Below are 26,245 nucleotides of genomic sequence, written 5' to 3'. Positions count from 1 at the left end.
CGAGGAGGGGCACGAGTCTAGCTGCACCCCGAGGTGCTGCCGCAGCTCATGCATCTGTAGCAGGAGCCGTTGCGGGTCATGATGGCTCCGCAGGTGGCGCAGCTTGGGGCGTCGCCCATGTCGTACATGCTGCGCATCGCGTCGGCTGCGTGGTAGATGCCGCGGTCCTCTAACGACAGGTTGCCGGCTGTCGGTTGCTGGCTGCTGGACTTCGGCTCCGGCGCTATTCCCTGCTGCGGGGGCGTGGTGTAGTGCTGCTCCTCGTAGGCAGAGGCAAAAGCGGATCCCTTCGCTTCGCTGCTGGATGAAAACATCGAAGGCGCGCCTTCGGCATTCAGTGAGGCGACGACTCCCTGCCCGATGGTGCCTTCAACCGGCACACTCGGCGCGGGCGCCAGGCCAGCGAAGAGGTCGAGCTGGTGGCCGCTGAGGAAGCGGATCTGCAGCCAGCGGAAGATGTAGTCCATGATCGACTTGGCGTAGCCGATCTGCTCGTTGCCGGTCCAACCCGAAGGCTCAAAGCGCGTGTGGGCGAACTTCTCGCAGAGCACGCGCAGCGGCACGCCGTGCTGGAGCGCGAGCGAGACCGCCGTGGCGAAGCTGTCCATCAGGCCCGAGACCGTCGAGCCTTCCTTGGCCATGCGGATGAAGATTTCGCCCGGCTGACCGTTGGGGTAGAGTCCGACGGTGATGTAGCCCTCGTGCCCGGCCAGCGAGAACTTGTGCGTGACCGAGGCGCGCTCGGCGGGCAGACGGTGGCGCACAGCGCGCGGCGGCGACTGGGCATCGAGCGCATCGGCGTTCTGCATGGCGGCTTCGGTGACGGCACGGACCTGGGCTTCGAGCGCGGCGATGCGCGTCTTTTGCGTGTCGATGGTGGTCTGCGACGCGGCCTTCGCTGCTGCGACAGCCTCTTCGATCTCAATCGTACCGGCGGCTGCGGGAGAGACTGCCTTCTTCGCCTCCTGCGCGGCGGTGACGTTGAGCGGCTGTGTGCCCTTGGAGCCGTCGCGGTAAATGGCCACGGCCTTGATGCCGCGCTTCCAGCTCTCGATGTACGCTTCGGCGATGTCGTCTACCGTGCAGTCCTTGGGCAGATTGACGGTCTTCGAGATCGCTCCCGAGAGGAAGGGCTGCGTGGCGGCCATCATCTTGATGTGGCCCATATAGTGGATGCTGCGCGTGCCCTTCGCAGGCTTGAAAGAGCAGTCGAAGACGGCGAGGTGCTCGGGCTTGATGCCGGGCGCGCCTTCAATGGTGCCGGTCGCGTCGATGTAGCTGACGATGGCGTTGACCTCGGCCTCGTTGTAGCCGAGCTTTATCAGCGCCGACGGCACCGTATTGTTGACGATCTTGATCATGCCGCCGCCAACGAGCTTCTTGTACTTGACGAGTGCAAGGTCTGGCTCGACGCCGGTGGTGTCGCAGTCCATCATGAAGCCGATGGTGCCGGTGGGCGCAAGCACGGTGACCTGCGAGTTGCGGTAGCCGAACTTCTCGCCGTGGGCAAGCGCGCCGTCCCAGGAGTCGCGGCTGGCGTCGATGAGCGCGTCGAGGTTCGGCACCGAAAACGGCTCGGCCGAGGTGCGCGATTTGCCGATGTTGTTCACCTCGGCGCGGTGCATGCGAATGACGTCGAGGAAGGGCTCACGGTTGACGTAGAAGCCGGGGCAAGCGCCGCCGCTGATGTGACCCTGGGTGAGTTCCGTGGCTGCGCCGAGCGCGGGGCAGCTTTCAGCGATGCGCGCGGACTGCCAGTAGGCGTCGCCGCAGAGAATCGCGGTCAGTGCGCCAGCGAAGTCGCGGCCAGCATCGGAGTCATATGGCAGGCCGAAGGCCATCAGCAGCGCACCCAAATTTGCATAGCCGAGGCCAAGTGGGCGGTAGTCGTGCGAGTTCTTCGCGATCATCTCGGTGGGGTAGCCCGCCGAATCCACGATAATCTCCATCGCCGTGGTGACGACGCCGATAGCGTGGCGGTACGCCGCGATGTCAAACTGGCCGCCGGGCGTGAGGAACTTGAGCAGGTTGAAGCTGGCCAGGTTGCAGGCGGAGTCGTCCAAGAACATGTATTCGCTGCAGGGGTTCGAGGCGTTGATGCGCGCCGTGTTCTTCGACGTGTGCCAGCGGTTGATGGTGGAGTCGTACTGCATGCCCGGGTCGCCGCACTGCCAGGTGGCTTCGGCGATCTTGTTCATCAGGTCGCGGGCGCTGTACTCCTTGATGGGGTGCTTGTCCTTGACGGCGCGCGTCGAGAAGGAGCCGTCGGACGCGACTGCCTGCATGAACTCGTCGTTCACGCGGACGGAGTTGTTGGCGTTTTGAAAGAAGATGCTCGTGAATGCCTCGGAGTCTGGGCCGGAGCCGTCGTAGCCGGCCTGCACCAGGTGCCAGGCCTTCTCCTCTTCCTTCACCTTGCACTCGATGAAGTCTTCAATATCCGGATGGTCGATATTGAGGATGACCATCTTGGCAGCGCGCCGTGTCTTGCCGCCGGACTTGATGACGCCGGCAAAGGCATCGAAGCCGCGCATGAAGCTGAGCGGGCCGCTGGCCGTGCCGCCGCCCGAGAGCGTCTCCATCGAGCCGCGAATGTTCGAGAGGTTCGAGCCCGCGCCCGAGCCCCACTTGAACAACATGCCCTCCGTTTTTGCCAGCGTCAGGATCGAGTCGAGCGAGTCGTTTACCGAGTTGATGAAGCAGGCCGAGCACTGCGGCCGCTTGTAGCCGGTAACAGAGAACTCAACCTTGCCGGTGGCGGGGTTCCAGTGCCAGTTCTGCGCGTCCGAGTTCGGCTCCAGCCGGTCGCAGCCGACGTTGAACCAGACCGGCGAGTTGAAGGCGACCTTCTGGTGGACGAGCAGGTGAACCAGCTCGTTGAAGAAGGTGTCGGCGTCTTCGGACGTGGCGAAGAAGCCGCCAGCGATACCCCAGTCGCGGATGGATTCGGCCACGCGGCTGATGAGCGCGCGCACACCGCTCTCGCGCTCGGCGGTGCCGTTCAGGCCGTGCAGGTACTTCGACGCGACGATGTTGGTCGCGGTCATGGACCAGTCGGCGGGCACCTCGACGTTCTTCTGCTCGAAGATGGTCTTGCCCTTGAAGTCCTGGATGATGGCGTCGCGCAGCTCCCAGGTGATCTCGTCGAAGGGCGAGACGCCGGGGCGGGTGTTCAGGCGCGAGAAGCCCAGACCCGGGGCGCGGTTAGCGTAGGAGGACGCGGCAGGCGACTGCTGGAGGCCCGAGGCAGTGGAGAGGTTTTCAGTCTGGTTGGGGATGGTCGCCATGGGGCAGAGACTCCTTCAATATTGGATGTTTCAAACGAGCGCGTGGCTCGGCGCTATGGGTCTGGAGCGGGCCGCTTCGAGGTCTTCAGGGGGCTGACTGTCCGGGCCGGGCCATTTTGAGGTCCGGAGCGGGTCAGCGGGATGAGTCTCGAAAAGAACGGGAGGCTTCAGAGCGTCGCAGAGGTGAAAGTACCTCTGCCTATGGTGTGTGTCAAGTATAAAGCACAAGATGTTGTGTTGCTTGCGGGAATACCCGTATTTACGAGGTGTAAATCGCGGAAATGCATGAAAATCCCTCAGTTTGCCTGTGGATTTTCTCTAGAGCCCGCATAAAATGCGGCATTTACCAGTTTGATAATTGCCTATCTAATCAACGTGCACGTTTGAGAGTAGGCTGAGCCTCCACACCGCCGCAAGGCGCAGGATCGGTGCAAACCGTGTGGATTCAGGTGGAAAAGTGGGAAAACGGGGCCTCAGCGCGGCAAAAGCCGCTCGGATTCATTCTCTTGCAATGGCTGAGATGACGCTTTCAAGCGTGGCCTGAGCATCGCGCATCGCTTCTTTGGTGCCTTCGAGGCGGGTAATCATCAATGCGCCTTCGAGCGTGGCAATGAGCGTATTTGCGATCTTGCGCGGGTCCACATCCTCTCGGATCTCGCCCGCGGCGATTCCCTCTTCGACGATGCGGCCGATGCGCCCCTTCCAGTCCTGCACTGCTTCCGTGACCAGCTTGCGGAGCAGCGGGTTGCCGTCGTCAGCGTCAACTGCGGTATTGAGCATCGGACAACCGCCCGGAATGACCGATGGGGTTCGCGCCCAGCTCCGGACGTAGGCGCGGAGCTTTTCGACTGCGCCTTCGACGCCTACGACCGCATCCATGCGGAAGCGGACCGACCGGCCCATGTTGTAGCGAAACGCCTCGGCCGCAAGCTCTTCCTTGTTGCTGAAGTGACGGTAAATTCCGCCTTTTTCAAGGCCCGTCGCCTCCATGACATCCTGCATGGAACAGCCTGCGTAGCCGCGCTGGTTGAAGATGGGCGCAGCCTCTTCGATGATGCGCTGGCGCGTCAGTTCACCTTTGCTCACCTCGGCCTCCCCGTCAGAAATATTCTCTGGAAGATTATCCGGGAAAAAACGCATCGTGCGACCCTCCTGTGGAATCAGATGCAGAAAGAGACCGATTGGTCTCTTTTGATTCCTGAGAGGCTTCGATGGCTACCGCAGTTGCCGTTCCAGTTCCGAGTGTTGCGCGCCCGACGAAGCGGGTCAGGAAGGCCATCAATCCATGGGTCATTGCCCTGACGGTGACGCTGGCCACGTTTATGGAGCTGCTGGACACCTCCATCGCCAACGTCTCGCTGCCCTACATCGCCGGCGGACTGGGACGCTCGTTCGACGAGGTGACGTGGATTCTGACGACTTACCTCGTAGCGAATGCAGTGGTGCTGCCCTTGTCAGCGTGGCTGTCGCGCGTCTTTGGGCGCAAGAACTATTACATGGCCTGCGTGGCTCTGTTTACGGTCACTTCATTTTTCTGCGGGATTGCGCCGAGCCTTGGCATGCTGCTGATGGCTCGCATACTGCAAGGCATCGGAGGCGGCGGACTGGCGCCGGTCGAGCAGGCAATCCTGGTCGATACATTTCCGCCTGCTAAGCGCGCCTCGGCGTTCGCACTCTATACGGTCGCGATTGTAACCGCGCCCGCAATTGGCCCCGTGCTGGGCGGCTGGATTACCGACAACTACAACTGGCGCTGGGTCTTTCTGATCAACATTCCGGTCGGCCTTCTTTCGCTATTCCTGACCAGCCGCTTCGTTCACGATCCCGCGTCGTATGCGGAGGAGCGCAAGACCGTCCGGTCAGCCAATGGACGGCTGCACATCGACGGAGTTGGCATTGCGCTGATCGGGCTGGGCTCGGCTGCGCTCGAAGTACTGCTGGACCGTGGCCAGATCGATGACTGGTTCGGTTCGATCTTCATCCGCTGGGCGTTCGCCGTGGCGCTGGTCTGCATCGGCACTGCAATCTTCTGGGAGCTGCGCCAGGCGGACCCGGTGATTGAGTTCCGTCTTCTGAAGATCCGTAACTTCGGCATCGCCAATGTCTTCTACTTCGTCTTCGGCTTTGGCTCGTTCGCCTCGGCAGCGCTGCTTCCGCAAATTCTCCAGTCGCTCTATGGCTACAGCGCAACCAATGCCGGACTGGTGCTGGGACCGGGCGCGTTTGTCATCACGGTGCTCGCGCCCGTGGGAGCGCAACTGGTGCAGCGCGGATTCGTGCGGCCGCGGATTATGCTCTTCGGCGCGGTAATCGTCGTGGGGTTCGCATTTCTGCACTACGCCGGATTCGATCTCGCCACCAACTACGCGCACTATGCCTGGGCGCGAGCGCTGCAAGGCCTGGGCTATGCATTCTTCTTCGTGCCGCTGTCGGTCATTGCTTATTCGCAGCTCTCACCCAGCCAGAACAACAAGGCGTCGTCGATCACAAGCTTCTTCCGCAACTGGGGCGGCAGCTTCGGCATCGCCTTCGCTACGACGATGAGCGAGCGACGGCAGGACTTTCACCAGTCGGTGATGGGCGCAAACCTGTCCGGATCGTCGCGCTCGCTGCAGGACGTGGTCCAGCAGACGGCGCTCTACCTTCAGGCGCATGGATTCTCCGCCGCGGACGCGATGAAGGCCAGCTATGCGCGCCTGTATGACGGACTGCGCGCGCAGACGCAGCTGCTGGCGTTTATGGATGTATTCCACGTGATCGGTGTAGTCACGCTCATCGCCGCTCCGCTTGTGCTCATGACGAAGAACTTCAAGATAGGAGGCAAGGCCCCGGCAGGACATTGATGCGCGACGTTTGACGGCGCAGATGACAGGTACATACACTTTGTGGTGCTTCTGCATGACAAAAATCCTTTCAGCATATAAAAGCTGCTTTTAAGGGGTGGACGTTGTCTCTGCGCCGTTCTGTTTTTTTCTTCTTGGCTCTAGGGCTTGTGGCGTCGCTTTGTTCGCCGGCGGTGATGGGGCAGGCTGACTCCTGGCCATTGGCTGGCAGCGAGACGGTCACGCTTACCTCTCCGTTGGACTACCAGGTATTTCAAAGAAAGACGCGGATCCGAGGAAGCATTCTGGTCGAGGGAACGATCGCGGGCAAGGTGAGCAGGGTCCAGGCGCGCATTCTTGGGCCTGAGTTGGCGCAGAACGCAGAGCGGTGGAGGCGTGTCTCGCTGAATCATGGCAATGGACACTTCCATGGCTCTTTGCCGGCCCCGGCAGGCGGGTTTTATCAGGTTGAGGTGCAGGTGCTCACCAATGGAAAGACCGTAGCGGACACCACGGTTGAACACGTCGGCGTGGGCGAGGTATTTGTTGTTGCCGGGCAATCGAATTCGACCAACTATGGCGAGGTTCGCCAACAGACGCAGACGAGCATGGTGACCGCATTTGATGGCAAGAGCTGGCGTATTGCGGACGATCCGCAGCCCGGCGTTCAGGACAACAGCCAGAAGGGCAGCTTCATCCCCGCCTTTGGCGACGCGATGTACAGGAAGTACAAAGTGCCAATCGGAGTGGCCGATGTGGGCCGAGGCTCGACCAGCGTGCGGCAGTGGCTGCCTGCGGGACGGCCCGTCTTCGTGATGCCGACGATGGAGAAGTATGTAGTCCGCGACAGCCACGGCGCGCTGGTAAGTGACGGCACGCTCTTCAACGGAATGATGATGCGCATTCACGAGCTGGGCAAGCATGGCTTTCGCGCGTTGCTCTGGCACCAGGGAGAGTCCGATGCGAACCAGCCGACAGGGCACCAGATCACTCCAGCGCAGTATCGAGCGATGCTGACGGATGTCATCCACGCATCACAGAAGGCAGCGGGATGGAAGATTCCGTGGTTTGTGGCCGAGGCGACCTACCACCCGGGCCAGCCGAAGGACGTTCCCTTCGAAGAGGCGCAGATGGAGCTCTGGAAGGCGGGAGTTGCCAACGCTGGGCCTAATACGGATCTGCTGACGGCAGAGTATCGGCAGAATCACGGAAAAGGCGTCCACATGAACGATGAAGGGCTGAAGAAGCACGGCCAGATGTGGGCCGAGTGTGTGGAAGCTTACTTGGATCACAAGCTTAAATGAAGCTGGCCTTAGTGATGGCAATTGTCGTCGTGAGTGCCGGATGCTGAATCAACGTTGCATGGCTATCGTGCGTTTTTCCCTTTGCCTGAGGCGCTTGCGAAGCGCGGCCGTAGCCTCACGATGGCACAGTAGGCAGAGCGTGCGGAGGTTGTCGAGATCGCACTGGCCTCCGCCTTCAGCCACGGGACGGATGTGATCTGCGTCCCAGAGGCTGCGGCGGCTGGCGATCGATTTCATGCCATAGAGACGAAGCCCGGCGGCGCGGGCCGTGCCGCGTGAGCGCTTGAGCGCGTTCCACGCCGCAACTGCGTCGATGCCGCATGCAGCGCAGATGCCACGGTCGCGGCTGAAGACCTGCTCGCGGAGATAACCGGGGTCGGTGCGCAGCCGCCACTGGTGGACGCAGTAGTCGCTGCAAAACGTGCGGCGGCGTTTCGCGAGAATCTCCAGGTCGCACCACCGGCAAAGCGGCAGGCCGTTAGGGCCGCGGGCCAGCTTGGCGGGCGAGATGTGGCCTCCGGGGAGAGTGCGGGACACGCGCATGGATGTTCTTCCAAAAGCAGTGTACCGGGCATCATATCAACACGGCTTAGAATGGAAGAACACGATGATCTTCTAAAGGAGACAGGCGATGTCGAAGACAGAGTCGACGATGGTCTCGCTGGGCACGGTAGCCCCGGCGTTTGAGCTGACCGATATGGTTACGGGAAAAGCGGTGGGACGCGATGTGGCTGCCGGCAAGCCCGGGCTGCTGGTGATGTTCATCTGCGTTCACTGCCCGTATGTGAAGCACGTCGAAGCCGAGCTGGCGCGGATCGGGCGCGATTACGAAGGCAAGCTCCCCATCGTAGCGATCTCCTCAAACGATGTGGCCGAGTACCCGCAGGATGCCCCCGAAGAGATGAAGGCGCAGGCGAAGCGGCTGGACTTCCGCTTCCCTTACCTGTACGACGAGACGCAGGAGGTAGCGCGCGCCTACGACGCAGCCTGCACGCCGGACTTCTTCCTCTTCGACCGCGACCTGAAGCTGGTGTATCGCGGCCAGCTTGACGACAGCCGTCCGCGTCGCGGAGACTTCGGCAACGATATTCCTGTAACCGGCAAAGACCTGCGCAGGGCGATCGATACCATGCTGCGTGGCGAAACTCCAGACACGAACCAGCGGACGAGCATCGGATGCAATATCAAGTGGAAAGCAGCTTGATCTCTCGCCCACACAAAATTTATTTGTAACAACAACCATTACGTATTAAGCGAGGGACCCGTGCAGGACGTGCTGGAACAGTTGAAGGCTGGAGTGCGAAGGTTTAGCAACGAGGTATATCCCGAGCGTCGGGAGACCTATCTGAAGGCGGTCAGTGTGCCGCAGCGGCCAATGGCGCTCTTTGTCACCTGCGCCGATTCGCGGATTGAACCTGAGTTGATTACAAATTGCGGTCCCGGTGAGCTGTTCGCGCTCCGCAACATCGGCAACATGATTCCAGCCTACGGTGAGATGCTTGGCGGCGTCAGCGCAGTGGTTGAGTACGCGGTCAGCGCGCTGAAGGTCCCACACATCGTCGTCTGCGGGCACTCGCAGTGCGGCGCAATGGCCGCGCTGATGCAGCCGGAGGCAACGGCCGAAATGCCCGCCGTCAAAAACTGGATGACCAACGCCGCTGCTGCGATGAGCGTGACCAGGTCACTCGCCAAAGCCGGCGAGCAGCCGGAGGACTTCGCACGGCGGCTGACCGAGGAGAACGTGCTGCTCCAGATTCAACACCTCAAAACACACCCGTCGGTCGCGGGCGCAATGGCGCGCGGAGAGTTGTCCATCTCCGGCTGGATCTACGACATCGGCAGCGGCCAGGTCCGCATCTCCGAAGACGGCGGACGCGTATTTGTGCCAGTGACTGCAGAGCCTGTCGCGCGCTAGCAACGACAGGCCTCCGCAACCTCAATCAGCTTTCTCGCCTCTACTTCTTATCCTCAATTGGAATGAAGTCGAAGTACGCGAGATTGTTTCCTGTCTTGTAATGCAGCGTCAGCAGTTGCAGGCCAGCATGCGGAAAGGTGATCTCGCCGCACTCGGCCTTGTTCCATGTGTGAAAGATCATCCATGCCGGATCGTGCCGATTGGGATAAAGGCTCCATGGATCGAGCGGCAGAGTGCACGTAGCGGCCGGCTGATTATTCAGCGAAAAATTGATGGTCTGGGCCACGTGCGTGTACATGGCGACGATCTTGTATCGCCCTGCCTTCTTTACATCGACAGTGTAGTTGACCCACTCGCCATCCACCGTCCAGCCAAGATAAAGCTGCTGCCACTCCGGCGTGACCGGGCTAGGATGATTCAGGTCGGCAAGCTTTTTGACATAGGAGATATCGACGCCTTCATGCTCGCGGAAGTGGCAGATTGACTGCGGCACGCCCTCTTCGCAGTGTCCCTTGGTGTAATTCAGCTCACCGCTGCCGTGGTTGATCGCGTCGGTGTCATGGTAGGCAACACCTTCGCCTCCAAGATCGTAGAGCGCAGCTTCGACGCGCCCCGGGATCACCTGCGCTCCAGTAGTGTGGGTCGCGTCTGTGTAAGGTTTTCCTTTGTATCCCTTGGGCAGCTTTGCCTGCGCAGCGGGCGCGAGCAGAAGAGACACGAGAATCAGCTCAGCAAATTTCATTAACTCCTCCTCGTGAGCATTATCAACGTGGAGGTGCAGCAACCTAAAAATATCTGCTGAAAAAAGCTGGCACGAACTGTCTACTTCGTCCCGTTCTCGACATGGACGATCTCGCCGTCCCGCATATGCAGGATGCGGTCGGCAATCTGTGCGGCCTCAGGATTATGAGTAATCATCAGCACCGTCTGGTTCAGCTCGCGGCTGGATTTACGCAGCATGTCGAGCACAGCGTCCGAGTTCTTCGTGTCGAGATTGCCAGTAGGCTCGTCCGCCAGCACAATCGCCGGACGCGTAATCAACGCGCGGGCAATAGCCACGCGCTGCTGCTCGCCGCCCGATAGCTCGTTAGGCCGGTGATCGAGCCGGCCAGCAATGCCGAGCAACTCCGTCAAGTGGTTCAGCAGCGGCAGATCGAGCTTGCTCTCCGTGCCCGTTCCAAGGTTGGAGATATCGTTGGCGATCTCGATATTGCCCATGGCCGTCAGCGTAGGCAGCAGGTTGAAGCGCTGAAAGACAAAGCCGATCTTGTGGCGGCGCATCTTCGTACGCTCGGCATCGCTCAGTTTGGCGAAGTCCACGCCATCAATCGCGACAGAGCCGCTGGTGGCCTGCGTCAGTCCGCCGAGGATATAGAAGAGGGTCGATTTGCCCGAGCCCGAAGGCCCAACAATCGCGACAAACTCGCCCGGCTCAACCGAAAAGCTGACACTGCGCAGCGCGGGAACTTCCAATTTGCCGGAACGATAGGTTTTGCCGAGGTCCTGGGCGAGAATAATGGGTGCCATGAGTTGCTCTAAGTTTATCGTGAACCGAGGCTCTATCGTGAAAAGCTCCATCAAGAACCGGAGGCAGGGATGAACCTCCACGAGCTTCTGCTGCTCGGCCTGGCTGGCTGGACCGCGATTGGACTTATCGGCACCATCGTCTCGTTTGCCCGACGCGAGCGCGCGAAGGCGCTCTACGGCCTGAAGTGGCTCGTAGCCATCTGGGTGGTGTACCTGGCGGTGCTGCTTGGTGTCTCACACTGGCAAAAGCAGCGCGTGGTGGCGATTGGCCAACCGCAATGCTTCGACGAGATGTGCTTTACGGTAACGGGCGTCACAGGAATGACAGGCCTTCCACAAGATCAGCGCCATCTGCTGCGTGTCTCAATCGAGATCACAAACCGCGGCCACAAGCCGGAGAGCGAAGCGCTGATTCAGGCATACCTGATCGATAGCGAAGGACGACTGTGGGGCGAGTCGCCAGGACTCTCCGGCGTGCGTCTGACCGTAAAGGTGCCTCCCGGACAGACCGTTGTGAGTGAGCCGGTCTTTGCGGTCTCAGAAGACGCCACGGGGCTGAAGCTGGTATTTACGCACGGACACTGGCAGCCTGGAGCGCTCGTCATCGGCGACTCGGACAGCCTGATGCACAAACGCACAGTGGTTCCGCTGAACCAATAACGCGTTACGCATAGCTCGATCCGGTCATCAGCAGCGAGTGCAGCGTCACGTCTTCGAGAAAGCTGACCTCCAGCCGAATGGCGACGATCTGCCCCAGGTCCGCCGCGATGGGAAGATTCTTGCGGCAGGTGCACAGCTCCGACAAGGTAAGGTGCGCGCCCCGCGTCAGCTCCAGTCCCGACGAAACCAGCGAAGCATACAGCTCCAGCACAGCGCGCAGCTGTATCTCGATGCGAAACTCCACCGTCGTAGGCGACACCGTCTTACGATCAATAATCCAGCCGCCGCAGTCTGCGAATGCATTAGTCAGGGCGGAGAGCATACCCTGGCGTTCTTCGTAGCTGAAGCTCTGGATGTCGACAGACTGCATTGGAATACGTGCCCTCTCTTCTTTTCCCGTGATGTGCGGTTATGCTGTTCATCGGAGCGAAGCTTCGGTTGCTTGATGGATGTCCGAGGTACGGTCGTCACCTTCGCGTTCACACTTCGACTGACGCTCGCAGCAACAGCGAGCGCAAAACGGAAGTAACCGGAGCAACAGAAGGGAGTTCTCATGGTGCTGGGCATTGGCACAGACCTGATCGAGATCGAGCGCATCGAAGCAAGCATCGCGCGCTTCGGCGACCACTTTATCGAGCGCATCTTCACGCCCGGCGAGATCGCCTACTGTCAGCGCAAAAAAAAACACGCCGCCGAAAGCTTCGCCGCCCGCTTCGCCGCAAAGGAAGCCGGAGCGAAAGCTCTCGGCACGGGCATCAGCCGCGGCATTGGCTGGAAGGAGATTGAGGTGCGCCGCGAACCCGGCGAGCGCCCCACGCTCCATCTCGCCGGGAGGGCTTCAGAGCGAGCACAGGCGATGGGCGTTAGATCGCTGCAACTGAGCCTGACCCACAGCCAGACAGTCGCCATGGCCGTCGTCATCGCTGAGGATTAGCGGCAGAATCGACCCCACGCAGCCCCTGACTTCTTGAAACCTCAACAACAATTCAGGCATCCATTGAAGGTAAAGGACTTTTTGTGCCCCAATGCCAACAAGCCCAGCCCGCACCCACGATAAAAGCCCAGCCGGACGTTGTTGTATCCTCTTGATTGACCGGACTTCGCGCGCGCTCCCCGGCCAGAGGGCATAGCTCGGCGGGCAAGCAGTTGGATTGCGGTTCGACCGGGCAGCAGGAGACTTTTGAAGGAGAGCTATGCCGAGTCAGCAAGAGGTCAGATGGTCGCAACTGAAGGTAGGAGTGATCGTCCTGATTTCGTCAGTCGTGCTGGTCACCCTGCTCTTTCTGATGACGAGCGCATCGGGGATGGGTGTCTTCTCACACAAGCTGACCATCTCCTGCTACTTTGAGAACGCTGCCGGCCTCAAAAACGGTGCTGCAGTTAATCTCGAAGGCGTCACCATCGGCACAGTCAAGAACGTGACCGTCACAAGCGCGCCCGACCACAAGCTGACCCCCGTCAAAGTCGTCATGAAGATCGACGACAAATATGCGAGCGACCTGCGCAAGGACTCAAAGGCATCGCTCTCCACCGTTGGCGTCCTCGGCGACACCATCGTCGACATCAACAGTCAGTATGCCGTCGGCGCTCCGCTGCAGGATGGCGATGTGTTGAAGACCGACGAGACACCTTCGCTCACCGATGTAGTCAAAGCCAGCCAGGGCACGCTCGAAAACCTCAACGTCATCCTTGCCAAGATGAACGCCATCGTCGACAACCTGCAATCGGGCAAAGGTTCCGTCGGCCAGCTCATCAACAATCCCGACCTCTACAACAAGGTGAACGCGACCGTCGATGAACTCCACAAGATGGAGGTCAACATGAACAGCGGACGCGGCTCCATCGGCAAGCTCATGACCGATGACACCATGTACAACCGCCTGAACGACGCCGCCGGCAAGCTCGACGACATCGCCACATCGCTCCAGGCGGGCAAAGGCTCGGCAGGCATGTTAATCAAGGACGACTCGCTCTACAGGAACCTGAACTCAACCCTGGTGCATGCCAATTCGCTCCTTGCCGAAGCCGATGCAGGCAAGGGCGGCCTCGGCCTGATGCTCAAAGACCCGAAGTTCCGGCGCGACCTGAGCGAGACGCTCTCCAACGTCAACCAGATTGCCGCTGGCATCAACGCGGGCCGTGGCACGCTGGGCAAGCTGACCAAGGATGAGGCCGCCTACACCAATCTGAACGACCTGCTCAGCGCCAGCACCGACCTGGTCAAGACCATCCGCAGCGATCCGAAGAAGTACCTCACCATCCACATGCGCATCTTCTAGCCGGCCATCATTTGATATCTTGTGCCCTCCACGGTGGCCTCCATTGGGAAGTAACCATCTGCCGGTGACCATCAATCCCACGCAAAACCCTCCCTCGAAAGTGGCACAAAGTCGCAACAGCTTCTACAATTAGCGGAGGTATTCGATCCCTACAGATTCGCCCGCGAAATGGTGGTCATGAGCTGTCCGCCCGCGGGGATTAAGGAAGCGCATGAAGTTGAGCAGGATTGGCCGTGTTTCATTGGCCTTGGTAGTGTCCGTAGCGATGGGTCTGGGCATGACAGCGTGCGGTGGCGGCACCGTTGGTTTCATGTGGGTGCTTGGCACGCAGTACAACCAGATCGCTGGCTTCAAGATCGACGATTTCACCGGCAACCTGACCCAGGTCCTTCACTCGCCGGCCTCATCGGGCGGCGTGAACCCGGTCTCGCTCGTCGTGACACCTGGCGGACGCTACGTCTACGTCATTAACCAGGGAACGACCGACTCCTCGGTCTCGGTTCCGAGCGGAGCCTGCGGCGGAGCAACTGGTGGCATTGAGCAGTTCAGCGTCGGCGGCGGTGGCGTTCTCACCCCGCAGCAGTGCTTCGTCAGCCAGGGCTCCTATCCAACATGGGCCTCGCGCGACAGCTCCGGCAACTACCTTTATGTGCTCGACCAGCAGGCTCCCACAGCCAACTGCTCCGGCGCAAACGCGACGAACCCGACCCTGTGCTATGGCGATATCACCGTCTTTTCGATCAACGCCGACACTGGACGTCTGACGCTCGTGCTGAACCAGCAGCAAAAGGACAGCAATGGAGCTCAGCTCACATATTTCCAGGTGGGCCTCAATCCTTCCATGATTGCCTTTGCCGGCGGTGGCTGCCTCATGACGCTCGATCGCGGCGACCAGACCGTCTTCCCCTACACGGTAGGCACCGGCGGACAGCTAACCCGTCCCACGAACTCGAACATCGCGCTGAACTCGGTTAATGCAACATCCATCAGCGTGAACGGCAGCTCGGTCTACATCACCGACGCAGGCGCAACGGCGGCGAGTCCGGGTGGCTACATCCTGCCCTACACGGTCGGCACCTCCTGCTCGCTGAACACGGCGAACGGTGGCGCGGTCGCGAACCTTCCGCTCACTCAGAACCCGACCTACTCGGTGACAGATACCAGCGGTCAGTATCTGTACGTGCTCAATCAGTCGACGACCAACTCGAACCAGCCGTCGTACAGCTCCATCTCGGCCTTCACCATCGACAAGACCACCGGCAAGCTGGTGCCTCTCAACGACCAAAACAACCCATACGAGGTTGGGGCTGGCCCGGTCTGCATGGCAGAAGACCCCACCGGCCAATACTTCTACACATCCAACGCCGTCGATGGAACGATCACGGGCAAGAGCTTCTACAAACCCTACGGAACCCTGTCGGACTTGAAGCGCGGTTCGACCTTTACGGCGGTTGGTCATGCGACCTGCCTCGCCATCAGTCCGAACGTGGACTAGCCGGACCCGGACCGGCTGTCCGGCATGTGGGCGTCTGCATGAGCCCTGAAGATTTTTTGAAAGACCACTGCGGGCGGTCAACCTGCCCTGGAGTTATCGAAGCATGAAGCTGAATAAGTTAGGCCGCGGCGCTCTGGCCTCGATCGTGTCCGTTGCACTTGGGCTTGGGTTGACGGCATGCAGCCGCGACTATGTCTTGTCATACGTCTATGTGACCAACGCAAAGCCGGCTTCTGCTGGCGCGACCAACGGCGCCGTAACTGCCTACGCCGTGGACTACCTGCAGGGCACCCTGACCCCGCTGCCTGACTCGCCCATTGCCGCCGGCAAAAACCCGGTGACGGATGTCGCCACGCCCAACGGCCAGACGCTCTACGTCATCAACCACGACGACTCCACCGTGATGCAGTTCAGCATCGGTACCGACGGCAAGCTCTACCTCAAGAACACCGTCAACATCACCGGCAGCTTCCCCACGGCAGCAGCGGTCGATGCCACCGGCACCTTCCTCTATGTCACCTTCACCTACCAGGTCGGCCCGAACAACACCCAGCTCTACTCGCCCGCCTCGCCCGGACCCGGCGGCGTTACGGTCTTCAAGATCGGCTCTGACGGCAGCCTCACTCCGCAGTCGACCACCAACGTCGGCATGAACCCCATAGCCATCGCAATCAGCCGCCCGGTCTGCGCCACGATCAACACCGGCGGCGCCAGCGCCACCAACTGCGAGCTGACTGGGGCCACCAGCAACAACGGCTATTACAACACCTTCGTCTACGTGGTAGACCAGGAGCCGCAGCCCAACGCGACCGTCCTCGGCTTCACCCAGAACACCAGCACCGGCGCGCTGACCCCTGCTCCAGGCACCACGATCACCACCGTCGCGGGCAAGACAGTTGCAACCGGCTATGCCGCAGGCGTTGCTCCCAGCGCCGTCGCAGTCGATCCTTCCACGCGCTTCGTCTACGTTACGGACCAGTTGACCAACCAGCTCTACGGCTTCAACATCACCACCGGCGGCGGTCTGTCGACGATGGTAAGCTCGCCGTTTGCCACCGGCCAGTTCCCGGTCGCAGTGACTATCGACCCACGCGGCCTGTACATGTACGTCGCCAACAAGAACAGCGGAACAATCAGCGCCTACGCAATCGACGCCAAGTCAGGCTCGCCCTCGGGCACGGTCGGTTCGACCGCAACGACCGTCGGCACGCAGCCAACCTGCATCGGAATCGACCCGTCGCTTGGTATCTACACCTACGTGTCGAACAACCTGGACGCTTCCGTCTCCGCGCTGCAACTGAACCCACACAACGGTGCCTTGACGACGATTCAGAACTCACCATTCCCGTCGTCCGGCCTTCCGACCTGCCTGGCGGTGGTTGCGGCAAGCAACCAGCACCCGACACAGTTCGTAGTCCAATAGCAGATAGCAGACAGACAATCTCATCAATGAAGGCCGCCACTCAGGCGGCCTTTCCTTTTGTCAGCAAACACCTTTGCTCCAGATGTGCAATAGTAGCCAGCGTGGAGATCCGAAAGAACACCGACCCCGAACTCGCGGTCCGCATCGCGAAACTATGGCCGCATCGGGAACACGAAGCTAGCAGCGTGAACGGACTCCTTTGTCGCGCGCGCATTCACCGTTGGAAACGACTGGATCTCGCTGCCATGGTTCCGGACCATGACGTTCGCTTCTGCTTCTGGTGTTCCAAAGCCAGGATCGACGGCACCACTTACGACGCCTAGTTTTCTCAGGACCTACTCAGCGGTCGGCTGTGCAGTTGCGGCCGTCTCAGGCTTCGCCGCTGGAGCAGGAGTATCCACCACGCGAATATTGTGGTCCAGCCTGCGCTGCTTGTTCACATACGTCTCGATTACCCGCGCCGCCAGCTTAGCCGAGTTCGCGCCCCAATTGCCGTTCTGCCACAGCACCACCACGACGATATCCGGATTGCGCCTGGGAGCCAGGCCAACGAACCACGCATTCGGGACCGTCTTGTGGCCGCCGCCGGAGCGAGCCAGCGCCTGGTGGCTCATCACCTGCGCCGTCCCGGTCTTGCCGGCAAAATCGATACCCTCCAGATGCGACGCAGCAGCAGTGCCCATCAGCGTCGTCTGCGACAGCGCATCCGTGATGATCTCCCAGTTCGCCGTGCTCATCTGAATCGTCTTCTCGCCCGAGCCATTGAACGTCTCATGCACCGCCTCCAGCTCCTGCGGAGACACCTCGTCCGGAAACACCAGGTGCGGCCTGTGAAACACCCCGCCCGAAGCGATCCCGGCATACGCACGCGCAAGCTGAATCGGCGTCACCGTCACCGCGCCCTGCCCGATCCCCACCGAGATCGTCTCGCCCGCATACCACGGCTGATGCAGCGTCTTCAGCTTCCACTCTGTCGAAGGCATCACGCCCGAAGCCTCATCCGGCAGGTCGATGCCCGTCCGCTGCCCCAGGCCCACCTCCGTCGCATACTTCGCAATCGTATCGATGCCAAGCCTATTCGCCAGCGTATAGAAATACGTGTCGCACGACTCCGGCAGCGCGTGCTCGATATCGAGCATCCCATGGTGCGTATCGCATGCGTAGAAGTGCCCATAGAACGTCGCGCCGCCGTTGCAGAAGACGTGCATGTTCTGCGCGACACCTTCCTGCAACCCCGCCAGCGTCATAATCGTCTTGAACGTGCTGCCCGGCGCAAGCTGCGCCTGAATCGCCTTATTCAACAAAGGATGGTCGGGATTGTTGACGATCTGGTCCCAATAGCTCTTCGTCAGCCGCACGGCAAACTGGTTCGGATCGAACGACGGGCTCGACACCATGGCCAGCACCTCGCCGGTGTGCGGGTCGAGCGCAACAATCGCCCCGGTCTTGCCCTCCATCGCCTTCTCGGCAGCCATCTGCACGTCAAGGTCAATCGTCAGCTTCAGGTCTTTGCCCGGAATGGCCGGGATCGTGCCCATCTGGCCGATCTCCTTGCCATGGCTGTTCACGACGATCTCGCGGCTGCCGTCCGTTCCGCGCAACACCGCATCATACGTCTCCTCGATACCCGAGCGCCCCACCACATCGCCCGGCGAGTAGAACGCATAGCGCGGATCGTTCAGCATCTGCTCCGACACCTCGCCCACATAGCCGATCACGTGCGCCAGAAACCCATCGCTCGGATACAGCCGCCGCTGCTCATCCAGCGTCTCCAGCTCCGGCAGCTCGTCGCGGTGAGCAGCAATAAACGCCTGCTCGTCCGGCGTAATGTCTTCCTTCAGGGGAATCGGCTGATACTTCGCCGTGCCCTGATACTTCCGGATCGTCGCCTCAATCTGCTCGACAGGAATATGCAGCCCGCGCGAGATCAGCGGCAGGTCCGCATCCAAATCCTTCACCTGCTCGCGCAGCAGATAGCACGAGACCGACGGATAGTTGTCCACCAGCAGCTTGCCGTCACGATCAAAGAGCCGCCCACGCGGCGCAAGAATCGGCACATTACGAATCCGGTTCGCCTGCGCCAGCGCGCGAAAGTTGTTCGCGCCCAGAATCTGCAGCCGCCACAGCCCAGTAGTCAGGATGACCAGAACTAGCGCGACAACATACTGCACCGCAGCCAACTTCGTGGCAGGCAGCTTCTCCGCCTTGCCATGCGGCCCCAGGCTCGACAGATCGGGATGTGGCGCTTGCTCCATGCCTGCCTCAAGTGTACGGCTGCTCGCCGCGGCTGCCAGTTAGACGTCAGCTGCCTATTCGCGGCTCTTCGTCCGGTCCAGCAACAGAAAGATCGGTACAGCAATCACGGCATTGATCGCCGCATACAACAGCTCATGGCCCCACATCACATGAAAGTCCGAGACCCCGAGCAGCCGCCGATTCACCAGAAACAACAGCGCCCGATTCAGCAGGTAAAAGACAAAGTTCATCAAAAATCGCGTGGTGATGTTGTCCACATCGATCTGCAGGCTGATGCTGGCCCCGATGTACCCAATCACCGACTTCGCCATCCCATTGACGCCAATCGGGTTCGAGGTCAGCGCATCCTGCAGCAGGCCAATCACCGCCCCAATCAGCGTTCCCGCCACCGGGCTGCGGCGCGAGACGGCAAAAAACACCGTAACAATCAGCGGAAGCTCCAGCACTCCAAGCTTCGGAAACGGCCTCGGCAGCAGCGCTTGCAGCAGGATCGCCACCAACGGCACCAGAATCGTGACGGCAGGCGGGAAGTGGTGCTCCTCGAGTTCCCGGCGTGATGTGTAGCTGCGAATGGCCATAGATACAGTGTGAGCGCGGTCTTCCGTTATTCGTTAGGGTTAGCGTCAGTGGACTTCGGCGCGCGCGTCTTCGCTGGAGCCGTGCCGTGCGCAGGATTCGTAAGATTCGTAGGGTTCGTTGTCGTGTCCGTCGGATTCGCCGTCGAGTTCGTTGTCGAGCTGGAAGCAGGCGGCGTCTCGATCACATTGGTCTTAGCGCCCGGCGTCAGGTCAGCCGCCGGCGGAGTTGCCCCCGGCGTGTAGCGGTCCGGATGAATCGCCGGCGGAGGCACCGGCACGATCCCTCCCGGAGGCCCTGCCGGCGTCGTGCCCGGAGCAGTCTGGGTCTGGCCATTCGTGCCGTTGTTGTCGTTCAGACTGGGCAACCGGCTGGCAACAATCTGCGCGGCCGAGCTCGCAGCCGCCTGCGCCGCAGCCTGGTCCTGTGCGGCCTTGGCTGCCTTCGCCGCTTCCTCTGCCTTCGCCGTCGCAGCTCCCACAGCCATGTCTTTCCGGGCCTGGTCCGGCAGCTCGGTCTGGGTCCCGGTAATCACCAGCACCTCTTCCAGTTGCGTCAGGTTCGCCGCCGGCTTCAACTGAATCAGCGAGTAGGGCGGATGGTCCGGGTCCAGCGCCACCGACGTAATCGTCCCCACAGGCAGCCCGCGCGGAAAGATCTGATCGCCACCCGACGTCACCACCTGCTCGCCCGGCTTGATGCGGCTGTCCGGCGTCAGGTTTGTAATCTCAAGCACCCCCGTCGAGCTGCCGTGCAGAATCGCGCTCACCCGCGTCGCTTCCAGCACCACACCCGCGCCCGAGGTCTGGTCGCTGATCAACAGCACCTGCGAGGTATGCGGAAAGACATCGCGCGTCTTGCCAACGACGCCGTCCGGCGTGATCACAGCCATGTCGGTCCTGAGCCCATCGTCCGAACCCTTGTCGATGTAGATCACATGCGACAGATCGCTGCCGCTGGTACCCACCACCTGCGCCGCGACGGTGCTCGAAATATAGTGCTCCTTGAAGTCGAGCAGCGCCTGCAGCCGATGGCCCTGAATCGCATCCTCCGCCATCGAGGCCTGCTCCAGCCGCAACTGCGCAATCTCGTTCTTGAGCTCGGCGTTCTGCTGCTTCGTGTGGCGCAGGTCAATGTAGTTCGTCCAGCCCTTGCGCGTGTCCAGCCCAATCGCGTGCGAGACCCGCTCGAACGGCGTCACCGCCGCAACCACCCACAGCCGGATCAGCCGCACCTGCGGCGCGTCCGGCGCGCCCGCCTCCACAGGACGGCGCACCTGCACGGCGAGCGCGATCGTCTGCGCCAGCAGCACCGCCACCAGCACCAGCACGTTCTTATATCTGACAAAAAATGATTCCATGCGCTACCACTAGATTATCCGCGAGACTGGCCGTTACAGGGGGGTAGCACTCTGGATGCGGACATACTTCTTTTTGGCCATACGTTGAATCTGAACCAATTGCGGTAAAACGGCGTACTGTTGAAAAACAACCCAGCACTGCGAGGCCTTTCGATGCTACGTGCCACCGCCCTTCTGCTCGTCTTCGCCGCCGCGGCTCAGCCTGCCCTTCTATCCGCCCAGAGCCCCACAACCACGCCGGACGCACCAACATACACGGCAGACCACAAGCTGATGCTGCCCGCCCACTACCGCGAGTGGATATTCCTCACCTCCGGGATCGACATGAGTTACACGCCAAACCCTGCCATGGCCGGCCATTCCATGTTCGACAACGTCTTCGTCAACCCTTCCTCCTACCAGGCCTTCCTCAAAACCGGCACCTGGCCCGACAAGACCACCTTCATTCTCGAAGTTCGCGGCGCAGAAGGGCCAAGCTCCATCAACAAGCGCGGCCACACCCAATCCCAGGAACTCATGGGCTTTGAGATCCACGTCAAAGACTCAAGCCTCGAAGGCGGCTGGGGCTTCTTCGAACCCGACGGGCCAGCCACAGCAGCGCTCATCAAGCGCCCGGCAGCCTGCTACCAGTGCCACGAAGCCCACGGCGCGGTAGACACCACCTTCGTCCAGTTCTACCCCACGCTGTTCCCCCTGGCGAAGCAAAAGAACACCCTCAGCCCCGCATATCTAAAGGAGATCAGCACACCCGCCGCTGCGAAATAATCTAACTCGCCGCACCCGCCACCGCATCGTCCTTCGCGGCCCCGCTCTCATCGGCAATCTTCTTCAGGCTCACATGCTCCACCCGCGAATAGACCAGCCCCGTCGGAATGATGCACAGAAACGTCACCAGCAGCAGCAGCGCCCCGCAAGCCGTCGCCGCCTCAATCGGCGCGCCATAGAACGCGTGCATCGCCGCCGCCGTCACGGCAATCTGCGTGAACCAGCCAATAATCGGCAACTGTAACAGCGACCCGCCAATACTGGCCGCCATCAACAACATCGTCCTTGAAAACGTCAGCCCCGCCAGCTCCGGCGTATGCACAAAGGCGTGCGCCGTCTCCACATAAGCCCAGCCAATCATGCACCACATTGCCAGCGACAGCGCCGCCGTCACGCCAAAATCGCGCAACGACTGGATCGCATTCAGCCCGTCACGAAAGCCCAGAAGTTTCGTAGCAATGCTCTCGCCCGCACTCTTCGAGAGCAGCCCCACCGTCCCGCGCGCAAACCCAGCCACCACTCCACCCGCCAGCCGCACCACACCAGCAAAAGCAGCAATCGCCAGCGTCAGCACCAGGCTCACCACTCCCGCCTTCACGAACACCTCATGGTGCGGCATCCCCTTCGGCATAAACACCAGCGCGCTCGAAAAGATCAGCGCCGCCGCGCCCAGGTCGAACATCCGCTCAATCGTATACACCGCCACCTGCGTGCTCAGCGGCAACTGCACCCGCCGCGCCACCAGGTAAGGCCGCGTCAGATCCGCCAGCCTGCCGAACAGCGCGACCGCCGTGAACCCAATAAACTGCGGTCCCAGCAGCGACGCAGCCGACACCTTCTTCGTCGGCGAAAGAAACACCGCCCACCGCACCGACCGCAGCCAGTACGTCGCATAGATCAGCGCAATCCCAGCCGCAATATGCCCCCAGCTCACCAGCCGCAACTGCTGCCAGAACGTCGCCCAGTCAAAATGCACCCGGCCGCGAAACACCACAACCAGCACCGCCACGGCCACCACAACGACGGCCCAGAAAATTGTCTTCCGCTTGTCCATAATTCTTCGAGTGTTCTGAGCCTGAGTCCTTTTGCCTTGTCATCCCGACCGGAGCGCAGAGAAGTGGAGAGACCTACGAGTTTCTCCGCGCACTCCTTAAATCCTACTGCCCCCGCGCCACCACAGCCATCCGCTTGCGCCGGTTGAACTCCCGAATCACCCGCGCTACATACGCCCGCGTCTCCCGGTACGGAGGAATGCCGTGATACTTATCCACCGCCGCAGGTCCAGCGTTATAAGCCGCCAGCGCCAGCGCCACATTATCGTGATACCGCGTCAGCAGCTCATCCAGATAAGCCGTCCCGCCCGCAATATTTTCATCCGGTCGAAACGAATCCGCCACACCCATCTCGTTCGCCGTCCCCGGCATCAACTGCATCAGCCCACGCGCTCCCGTACGCGAAACGGCCCGCACCTGCCCGCCACTCTCCGCGCGCACCACACTCGCCAGCAGATCTGCATCAATGTCATGCGCCGCACCCGCATGCGCCAGCATCTCGTGCATCTCCGCCTTCGACAGCGTCGCCGGAGCCGCTTCGGTCTGCACAGCAGGCTTCGCCACAGCAGCTCGCGGAAGAGACGGAGGATCCGCTACCGTCTCGACACGCACCACATCTCCCGCCGCAACTTCAAAGTAGTTCGAGCCATTCTGCGCATCAGCAAGATAGAGCCGCACCCGCTCACCAACAACCTCATGCCGCGCACAATCCACAGCCTGGCCATTGGTCAGCGTCACATGCTCCATGGCCACAGCCAGCGGACACATCGCCGCCAGCACCAGCCACACCGCACTCCAACGCATCGTCACTCTTCAAGGCTACCATCCGGGCCGCGCCAAAACCTCACCCAAACGTGTCACTGCAACCGCTCTCCAGAGAATCCTTGAAGTTCAGAGAATCCTGAATATAAATAGCTGTCATCCTTCGCCGCAGGCGGAGGACCTGCTTTTGCAATTAAGAACGGAAAGTGAGACCGCCCTGCGACTCATCGCTCCTGCACCGTACCCAGCAGCCCCTCAATCGCCTCTGCCGCCCCATCCTCATCATGCCGCCGCGTCATCATCCACCCACGCTCCCGCGCCAGCGCCTTCAGATCCTCCGGAGCGTTCCCCATTAACACCGCCCGCCCCGCAACCTCCAGCATCGAGAGATCGTTCCAGTTGTCGCCAATCGCCACAATCGCCTCCGCGCGGATTCCCCTGCTCGCCGCCAGCCGCAACAGCGCCGCGCCCTTGCTGCACCCCGCAGGCAGTATGTCCACAATGCTCAAATCGCGCTCCGGATACTCCGTCCTGTGCAACTGCACCTCCGCATGTTTCTCCGAGACCGCACCCACAGCCGACACCGCCGGATGCTCCAGCAGCCGCGCCTCCGCCCTCCTCATCCGCTCAATCGGCCCGCACACCATCATCTGTATCGGCGCATCGCCATCCAGCGCCAGCTCAATCGGAGACACGTGCTCGATGTAAGGCTCATTCGCCGCCATCCACCGGCCAATGCTCGCATTCAAATCATCCAGATGCTCCACCACCAGCGCACCGCGCGCATCCTCGCCATCTTCACCCACCTTGTCGAACGTCACCACCAGCGCATTGCGAAACTCCTCGACGTGTTCCAAAAGCCACCGCGCCGTCTCCACCGGCAACAGGTTCCGCTCAATCAGCCGCGCCCCAATCGTCCGCGTCACCGTCCCATTTGAACTAATCAGCGCATCGTCCTCACCCAGCCCAAGCTCGCGCAACACCTTCATCGCATAACAATGCCGCCGCCCCGTCGCCACCACCACCTGCACACCCGCACGCTCAGCCGCCTTCAACGCTGCAAGCGTCCGCGCACTCACCCGCCCATCGCCGCCCACCAGCGTGCCGTCCATATCGACAGCAATCATCCGCACCCGTTCATCCATCTTTCTATTCTCTCGCAAGAGCATCTCTACCCATCAAACAGTTGTCATCCTTCGCCGCAGGCGGAGGACCTGCTTTGGTAGTTTTGCCACCTGCGATGCGGCACAGAGGCTCCGCGCACCCAGCGCCCTTTAGTAGCATCGAATCCGTATCGCATTCCCGAAACCCAATGCACATCCGCAACCAAATCCGTCCCATGCTCGCGCTCGCCCTGCCTCTCATCGCAGCCGAGCTCGGCTGGATGTCGATGGGCATCGTCGACACCATCATGATCGGCCACACCGCGCACGCAGCCGTGAACATCGCCGCCGCATCGCTCGGCCAGGTCCTCTACAACACGCTCGCGTTCGGCATCGCCGGCGTGCTCCTCTCGCTCGACACCTTCGTCTCGCAATCCCACGGGGCAGGCCGCTACGACGAAGCAAACCGCTGGCTCTACCACGGACTCATCCTCGCCGCCGCACTCGCCGCCACGCTCGTGGCGCTCATCGCCGCCGCACCATTCGCCATGCTCCGCATGCCCATCAACCGCGAAGTCCTCACCGGCTCCGTAGCATTCCTCCACGCACTCAACTGGGGCACGCCGACACTCTTTCTCTACTTCGCCATCCGCCGTTACCTGCAAGCCTTCAACCACGTCCGCCCCATCGCCGCCGCGCTCATCACCGCAAACCTGCTGAACTTCGCAGGCGACTGGCTCTTGATTTACGGTCACAACCTCGGCACCATCCACATCCCCGCGCTCGGCATCTACGGAGCAGGCCTCGCTACCTCCATCTCGCGCGCATATCTCGCACTCTTCCTCGTCGCCGCCATCTGGCGCGTCGAGCGCAAGCACAACTACGGCCTCCGCTCGATGCTCCGCCACATCGAAACCGCGCGCCTCCGCAGCCTCGCCCTCCTCGGCGCGCCCGCTGGCGGACAGATCTTCGTCGAGATCGCCATCTTCGGCACCGTCACCTTCCTCATCGGAACCATGGGCCCGCTCCCGCTCGCCGGTCACGAGATCGCCTTGAACTGCGCCAGCTTCACCTTCATGGTTCCCTTCGCCATCTCCGCCGCCGCAGCCGTCCGCGTCGGCCAGGCCATCGGACGCAACGCACCCCGCGAAGCCTCCGCCGCGGGATGGGCCGCCATCGCACTCGGTGCAGGCTGCATGGCCACCTTCGCCCTCGTGCTCTTCTTCTTCGCGCATCCCATCGCCCGCGCATTCACACCAGACCGCGCCGTCATCGCCGCCGCCGTGCCTCTGCTCATCGTCGCCGCCATCTTCCAGTTCTTCGACGGCCTCCAGATCACCGCCACCGGCGCATTGCGCGGCGCAGGCAACACCCACGCAGGCCTCATCGTGCAGATCATCGGCTACTGGATCATCGGCCTTCCCATCGGCTACCTGCTCGCCTTCCATCTCCACCACGGAGCCGTCGGCCTCTGGCTCGGCCTCTGCGCAGGCCTCATCGTCGCAGGCATCTCCCTCACCACCACCTGGCGCTACACAACAAGGAAGCTCCTTGCCCCTCACCCCGGATTGAACAACGTCCACAATTGAAATTGTCATCCTTCGCCGAAGGCGGAGGATCTGCTGTTGTCGTTGCTGTTGCTGTTGCTGTTGTCGTTGC

General features: G+C 61.3%; 23 protein-coding genes. 11 read left to right on the top strand and 12 right to left on the bottom strand.

The window, feature by feature from the left end:
* Positions 1–17: 17 nt before the first annotated feature.
* On the bottom strand, positions 18–3,287 hold the full coding sequence (locus tag IEX36_RS13955) for a vitamin B12-dependent ribonucleotide reductase (protein ID WP_188760173.1): 3,270 nt from the start codon (positions 3,285–3,287) through the stop codon (positions 18–20).
* 498 nt (positions 3,288–3,785) lie between these two features.
* Positions 3,786–4,427 carry a TetR/AcrR family transcriptional regulator gene (locus IEX36_RS13950; RefSeq protein ID WP_229669019.1) on the bottom strand — a complete coding sequence of 214 codons (642 nt, stop codon included), beginning with the start codon at positions 4,425–4,427 and terminating at the stop codon, positions 3,786–3,788.
* Between the two features lie 71 nt (positions 4,428–4,498).
* Between IEX36_RS13950 and IEX36_RS13945 the strand changes: the two genes are divergently transcribed.
* A complete protein-coding gene (locus IEX36_RS13945) occupies positions 4,499–6,130 on the top strand; it encodes a DHA2 family efflux MFS transporter permease subunit (RefSeq protein WP_188760171.1) in 1,632 nt (543 codons plus the stop codon).
* Positions 6,131–6,279: 149 nt separating this feature from the next.
* Complete coding sequence (locus tag IEX36_RS13940) at positions 6,280–7,413, top strand: sialate O-acetylesterase (protein WP_188760170.1); 1,134 nt, start codon at positions 6,280–6,282, stop codon at positions 7,411–7,413.
* Between the two features lie 48 nt (positions 7,414–7,461).
* On the opposite strand, the gene IEX36_RS13935 is transcribed toward IEX36_RS13940, so the two are convergent.
* On the bottom strand, positions 7,462–7,956 hold the full coding sequence (locus IEX36_RS13935; protein ID WP_188760169.1) for an HNH endonuclease signature motif containing protein: 495 nt from the start codon (positions 7,954–7,956) through the stop codon (positions 7,462–7,464).
* 88 nt (positions 7,957–8,044) lie between these two features.
* Here IEX36_RS13935 and IEX36_RS13930 point away from each other — a divergent pair, with 88 nt between their 5' ends.
* Both IEX36_RS13930 and IEX36_RS13925 read left to right on the top strand, forming a co-directional pair.
* Positions 8,045–8,617: a thioredoxin family protein gene (locus IEX36_RS13930; RefSeq protein WP_188760168.1), complete on the top strand. Its 573-nt coding sequence runs from the start codon at positions 8,045–8,047 to the stop codon at positions 8,615–8,617.
* A 60-nt stretch (positions 8,618–8,677) separates the two neighbouring features.
* Positions 8,678–9,328 carry a carbonic anhydrase gene (locus tag IEX36_RS13925; RefSeq protein ID WP_188760167.1) on the top strand — a complete coding sequence of 217 codons (651 nt, stop codon included), beginning with the start codon at positions 8,678–8,680 and terminating at the stop codon, positions 9,326–9,328.
* Between the two features lie 40 nt (positions 9,329–9,368).
* Here IEX36_RS13925 and IEX36_RS13920 read toward each other — a convergent pair whose 3' ends face one another.
* Positions 9,369–10,070 carry a carbohydrate-binding protein gene (locus IEX36_RS13920; RefSeq protein ID WP_188760166.1) on the bottom strand — a complete coding sequence of 234 codons (702 nt, stop codon included), beginning with the start codon at positions 10,068–10,070 and terminating at the stop codon, positions 9,369–9,371.
* Between the two features lie 80 nt (positions 10,071–10,150).
* Complete coding sequence (locus IEX36_RS13915) at positions 10,151–10,855, bottom strand: ABC transporter ATP-binding protein (protein WP_188760165.1); 705 nt, start codon at positions 10,853–10,855, stop codon at positions 10,151–10,153.
* Between the two features lie 69 nt (positions 10,856–10,924).
* Between IEX36_RS13915 and IEX36_RS13910 the strand changes: the two genes are divergently transcribed.
* A complete protein-coding gene (locus IEX36_RS13910) occupies positions 10,925–11,515 on the top strand; it encodes a DUF4352 domain-containing protein (RefSeq protein WP_188760164.1) in 591 nt (196 codons plus the stop codon).
* Between the two features lie 4 nt (positions 11,516–11,519).
* Here IEX36_RS13910 and IEX36_RS13905 read toward each other — a convergent pair whose 3' ends face one another.
* Positions 11,520–11,885, bottom strand: a complete 366-nt coding sequence (locus tag IEX36_RS13905) for a hypothetical protein (protein ID WP_188760163.1) — start codon at positions 11,883–11,885, stop codon at positions 11,520–11,522.
* A 183-nt stretch (positions 11,886–12,068) separates the two neighbouring features.
* Here IEX36_RS13905 and IEX36_RS13900 point away from each other — a divergent pair, with 183 nt between their 5' ends.
* The 4 genes from IEX36_RS13900 to IEX36_RS13885 all read left to right on the top strand — a co-directional run bounded on the left by IEX36_RS13900 (position 12,069) and on the right by IEX36_RS13885 (position 16,712).
* Entirely contained in the window at positions 12,069–12,449 is a 381-nt protein-coding gene (locus IEX36_RS13900) for a holo-ACP synthase (RefSeq protein WP_188760162.1), read from the top strand.
* A gap of 259 nt (positions 12,450–12,708) precedes the next feature.
* Positions 12,709–13,794, top strand: coding sequence for an MlaD family protein (locus IEX36_RS13895; RefSeq protein ID WP_188760161.1), 1,086 nt, complete (start codon positions 12,709–12,711; stop codon positions 13,792–13,794).
* Positions 13,795–14,005: 211 nt separating this feature from the next.
* Complete coding sequence (locus IEX36_RS13890; protein WP_188760160.1) at positions 14,006–15,289, top strand: lactonase family protein; 1,284 nt, start codon at positions 14,006–14,008, stop codon at positions 15,287–15,289.
* Positions 15,290–15,392: 103 nt separating this feature from the next.
* The gene (locus IEX36_RS13885; RefSeq protein WP_188760159.1) at positions 15,393–16,712 is read left to right on the top strand and encodes a lactonase family protein; all 1,320 of its coding nucleotides are present in this window, start codon (positions 15,393–15,395) and stop codon (positions 16,710–16,712) included.
* Positions 16,713–17,047: 335 nt separating this feature from the next.
* On the opposite strand, the gene mrdA is transcribed toward IEX36_RS13885, so the two are convergent.
* From mrdA to mreC, 3 genes are read right to left on the bottom strand one after another with little or no spacing between them, the layout of a single operon-like run.
* Positions 17,048–18,967, bottom strand: a complete 1,920-nt coding sequence (mrdA, locus tag IEX36_RS13880; protein WP_188760158.1) for a penicillin-binding protein 2 — start codon at positions 18,965–18,967, stop codon at positions 17,048–17,050.
* A 54-nt stretch (positions 18,968–19,021) separates the two neighbouring features.
* Entirely contained in the window at positions 19,022–19,546 is a 525-nt protein-coding gene (mreD, locus tag IEX36_RS13875; RefSeq protein ID WP_188760157.1) for a rod shape-determining protein MreD, read from the bottom strand.
* A 26-nt stretch (positions 19,547–19,572) separates the two neighbouring features.
* Positions 19,573–20,904 (bottom strand): rod shape-determining protein MreC, encoded by a 1,332-nt coding sequence (gene mreC, locus IEX36_RS13870; RefSeq protein WP_188760156.1) that lies wholly within the window; start codon positions 20,902–20,904, stop codon positions 19,573–19,575.
* Positions 20,905–21,057: 153 nt separating this feature from the next.
* On the opposite strand from mreC, the gene IEX36_RS13865 reads away from it, so the two are divergent.
* The gene (locus IEX36_RS13865) at positions 21,058–21,669 is read left to right on the top strand and encodes a cytochrome P460 family protein (RefSeq protein WP_188760155.1); all 612 of its coding nucleotides are present in this window, start codon (positions 21,058–21,060) and stop codon (positions 21,667–21,669) included.
* A 1-nt stretch (position 21,670) separates the two neighbouring features.
* Here the strand turns inward: IEX36_RS13865 and IEX36_RS13860 are convergent, their stop codons facing one another.
* The 3 genes from IEX36_RS13860 to IEX36_RS13850 all read right to left on the bottom strand — a co-directional run bounded on the left by IEX36_RS13860 (position 21,671) and on the right by IEX36_RS13850 (position 24,628).
* On the bottom strand, positions 21,671–22,723 hold the full coding sequence (locus tag IEX36_RS13860) for a lysylphosphatidylglycerol synthase transmembrane domain-containing protein (protein ID WP_188760154.1): 1,053 nt from the start codon (positions 22,721–22,723) through the stop codon (positions 21,671–21,673).
* Between the two features lie 103 nt (positions 22,724–22,826).
* Positions 22,827–23,525, bottom strand: a complete 699-nt coding sequence (locus IEX36_RS13855) for a lytic transglycosylase domain-containing protein (RefSeq protein ID WP_188760153.1) — start codon at positions 23,523–23,525, stop codon at positions 22,827–22,829.
* A gap of 182 nt (positions 23,526–23,707) precedes the next feature.
* A complete protein-coding gene (locus IEX36_RS13850) occupies positions 23,708–24,628 on the bottom strand; it encodes an HAD-IIB family hydrolase (protein ID WP_188760152.1) in 921 nt (306 codons plus the stop codon).
* A gap of 167 nt (positions 24,629–24,795) precedes the next feature.
* On the opposite strand from IEX36_RS13850, the gene IEX36_RS13845 reads away from it, so the two are divergent.
* Entirely contained in the window at positions 24,796–26,175 is a 1,380-nt protein-coding gene (locus tag IEX36_RS13845; protein ID WP_188760151.1) for an MATE family efflux transporter, read from the top strand.
* Positions 26,176–26,245 lie beyond the last annotated feature (70 nt).

It is taken from the genome of Edaphobacter acidisoli (assembly GCF_014642855.1).
In the GTDB taxonomy this organism is placed as follows: Bacteria; Acidobacteriota; Terriglobia; order Terriglobales; family Acidobacteriaceae; genus Edaphobacter; species Edaphobacter acidisoli.
Note: the sequence above shows the minus strand (reverse complement) of the source record. Positions and strands in the feature narration are given on the sequence as shown.

Excerpts from the sequence above, each read along its gene's own strand:
- IEX36_RS13955 (WP_188760173.1), bottom strand. The coding sequence starts at position 3,287 with ATGGCGACCATCCCCAACCAGACTGAAAACCTCTCCACTGCCTCGGGC.
- IEX36_RS13950 (WP_229669019.1), bottom strand. The coding sequence starts at position 4,427 with ATGCGTTTTTTCCCGGATAATCTTCCAGAGAATATTTCTGACGGGGAG.
- IEX36_RS13945 (WP_188760171.1), top strand. The coding sequence starts at position 4,499 with ATGGCTACCGCAGTTGCCGTTCCAGTTCCGAGTGTTGCGCGCCCGACG.
- IEX36_RS13935 (WP_188760169.1), bottom strand. The coding sequence starts at position 7,956 with ATGCGCGTGTCCCGCACTCTCCCCGGAGGCCACATCTCGCCCGCCAAG.
- IEX36_RS13930 (WP_188760168.1), top strand. The coding sequence starts at position 8,045 with ATGTCGAAGACAGAGTCGACGATGGTCTCGCTGGGCACGGTAGCCCCG.
- IEX36_RS13920 (WP_188760166.1), bottom strand. The coding sequence starts at position 10,070 with ATGAAATTTGCTGAGCTGATTCTCGTGTCTCTTCTGCTCGCGCCCGCT.
- IEX36_RS13915 (WP_188760165.1), bottom strand. The coding sequence starts at position 10,855 with ATGGCACCCATTATTCTCGCCCAGGACCTCGGCAAAACCTATCGTTCC.
- IEX36_RS13910 (WP_188760164.1), top strand. The coding sequence starts at position 10,925 with ATGAACCTCCACGAGCTTCTGCTGCTCGGCCTGGCTGGCTGGACCGCG.
- IEX36_RS13905 (WP_188760163.1), bottom strand. The coding sequence starts at position 11,885 with ATGCAGTCTGTCGACATCCAGAGCTTCAGCTACGAAGAACGCCAGGGT.
- IEX36_RS13900 (WP_188760162.1), top strand. The coding sequence starts at position 12,069 with ATGGTGCTGGGCATTGGCACAGACCTGATCGAGATCGAGCGCATCGAA.
- IEX36_RS13895 (WP_188760161.1), top strand. The coding sequence starts at position 12,709 with ATGCCGAGTCAGCAAGAGGTCAGATGGTCGCAACTGAAGGTAGGAGTG.
- IEX36_RS13890 (WP_188760160.1), top strand. The coding sequence starts at position 14,006 with ATGAAGTTGAGCAGGATTGGCCGTGTTTCATTGGCCTTGGTAGTGTCC.
- IEX36_RS13885 (WP_188760159.1), top strand. The coding sequence starts at position 15,393 with ATGAAGCTGAATAAGTTAGGCCGCGGCGCTCTGGCCTCGATCGTGTCC.
- mrdA (WP_188760158.1), bottom strand. The coding sequence starts at position 18,967 with ATGGAGCAAGCGCCACATCCCGATCTGTCGAGCCTGGGGCCGCATGGC.
- mreD (WP_188760157.1), bottom strand. The coding sequence starts at position 19,546 with ATGGCCATTCGCAGCTACACATCACGCCGGGAACTCGAGGAGCACCAC.
- mreC (WP_188760156.1), bottom strand. The coding sequence starts at position 20,904 with ATGGAATCATTTTTTGTCAGATATAAGAACGTGCTGGTGCTGGTGGCG.
- IEX36_RS13865 (WP_188760155.1), top strand. The coding sequence starts at position 21,058 with ATGCTACGTGCCACCGCCCTTCTGCTCGTCTTCGCCGCCGCGGCTCAG.
- IEX36_RS13860 (WP_188760154.1), bottom strand. The coding sequence starts at position 22,723 with ATGGACAAGCGGAAGACAATTTTCTGGGCCGTCGTTGTGGTGGCCGTG.
- IEX36_RS13855 (WP_188760153.1), bottom strand. The coding sequence starts at position 23,525 with ATGCGTTGGAGTGCGGTGTGGCTGGTGCTGGCGGCGATGTGTCCGCTG.
- IEX36_RS13850 (WP_188760152.1), bottom strand. The coding sequence starts at position 24,628 with ATGGATGAACGGGTGCGGATGATTGCTGTCGATATGGACGGCACGCTG.
- IEX36_RS13845 (WP_188760151.1), top strand. The coding sequence starts at position 24,796 with ATGCACATCCGCAACCAAATCCGTCCCATGCTCGCGCTCGCCCTGCCT.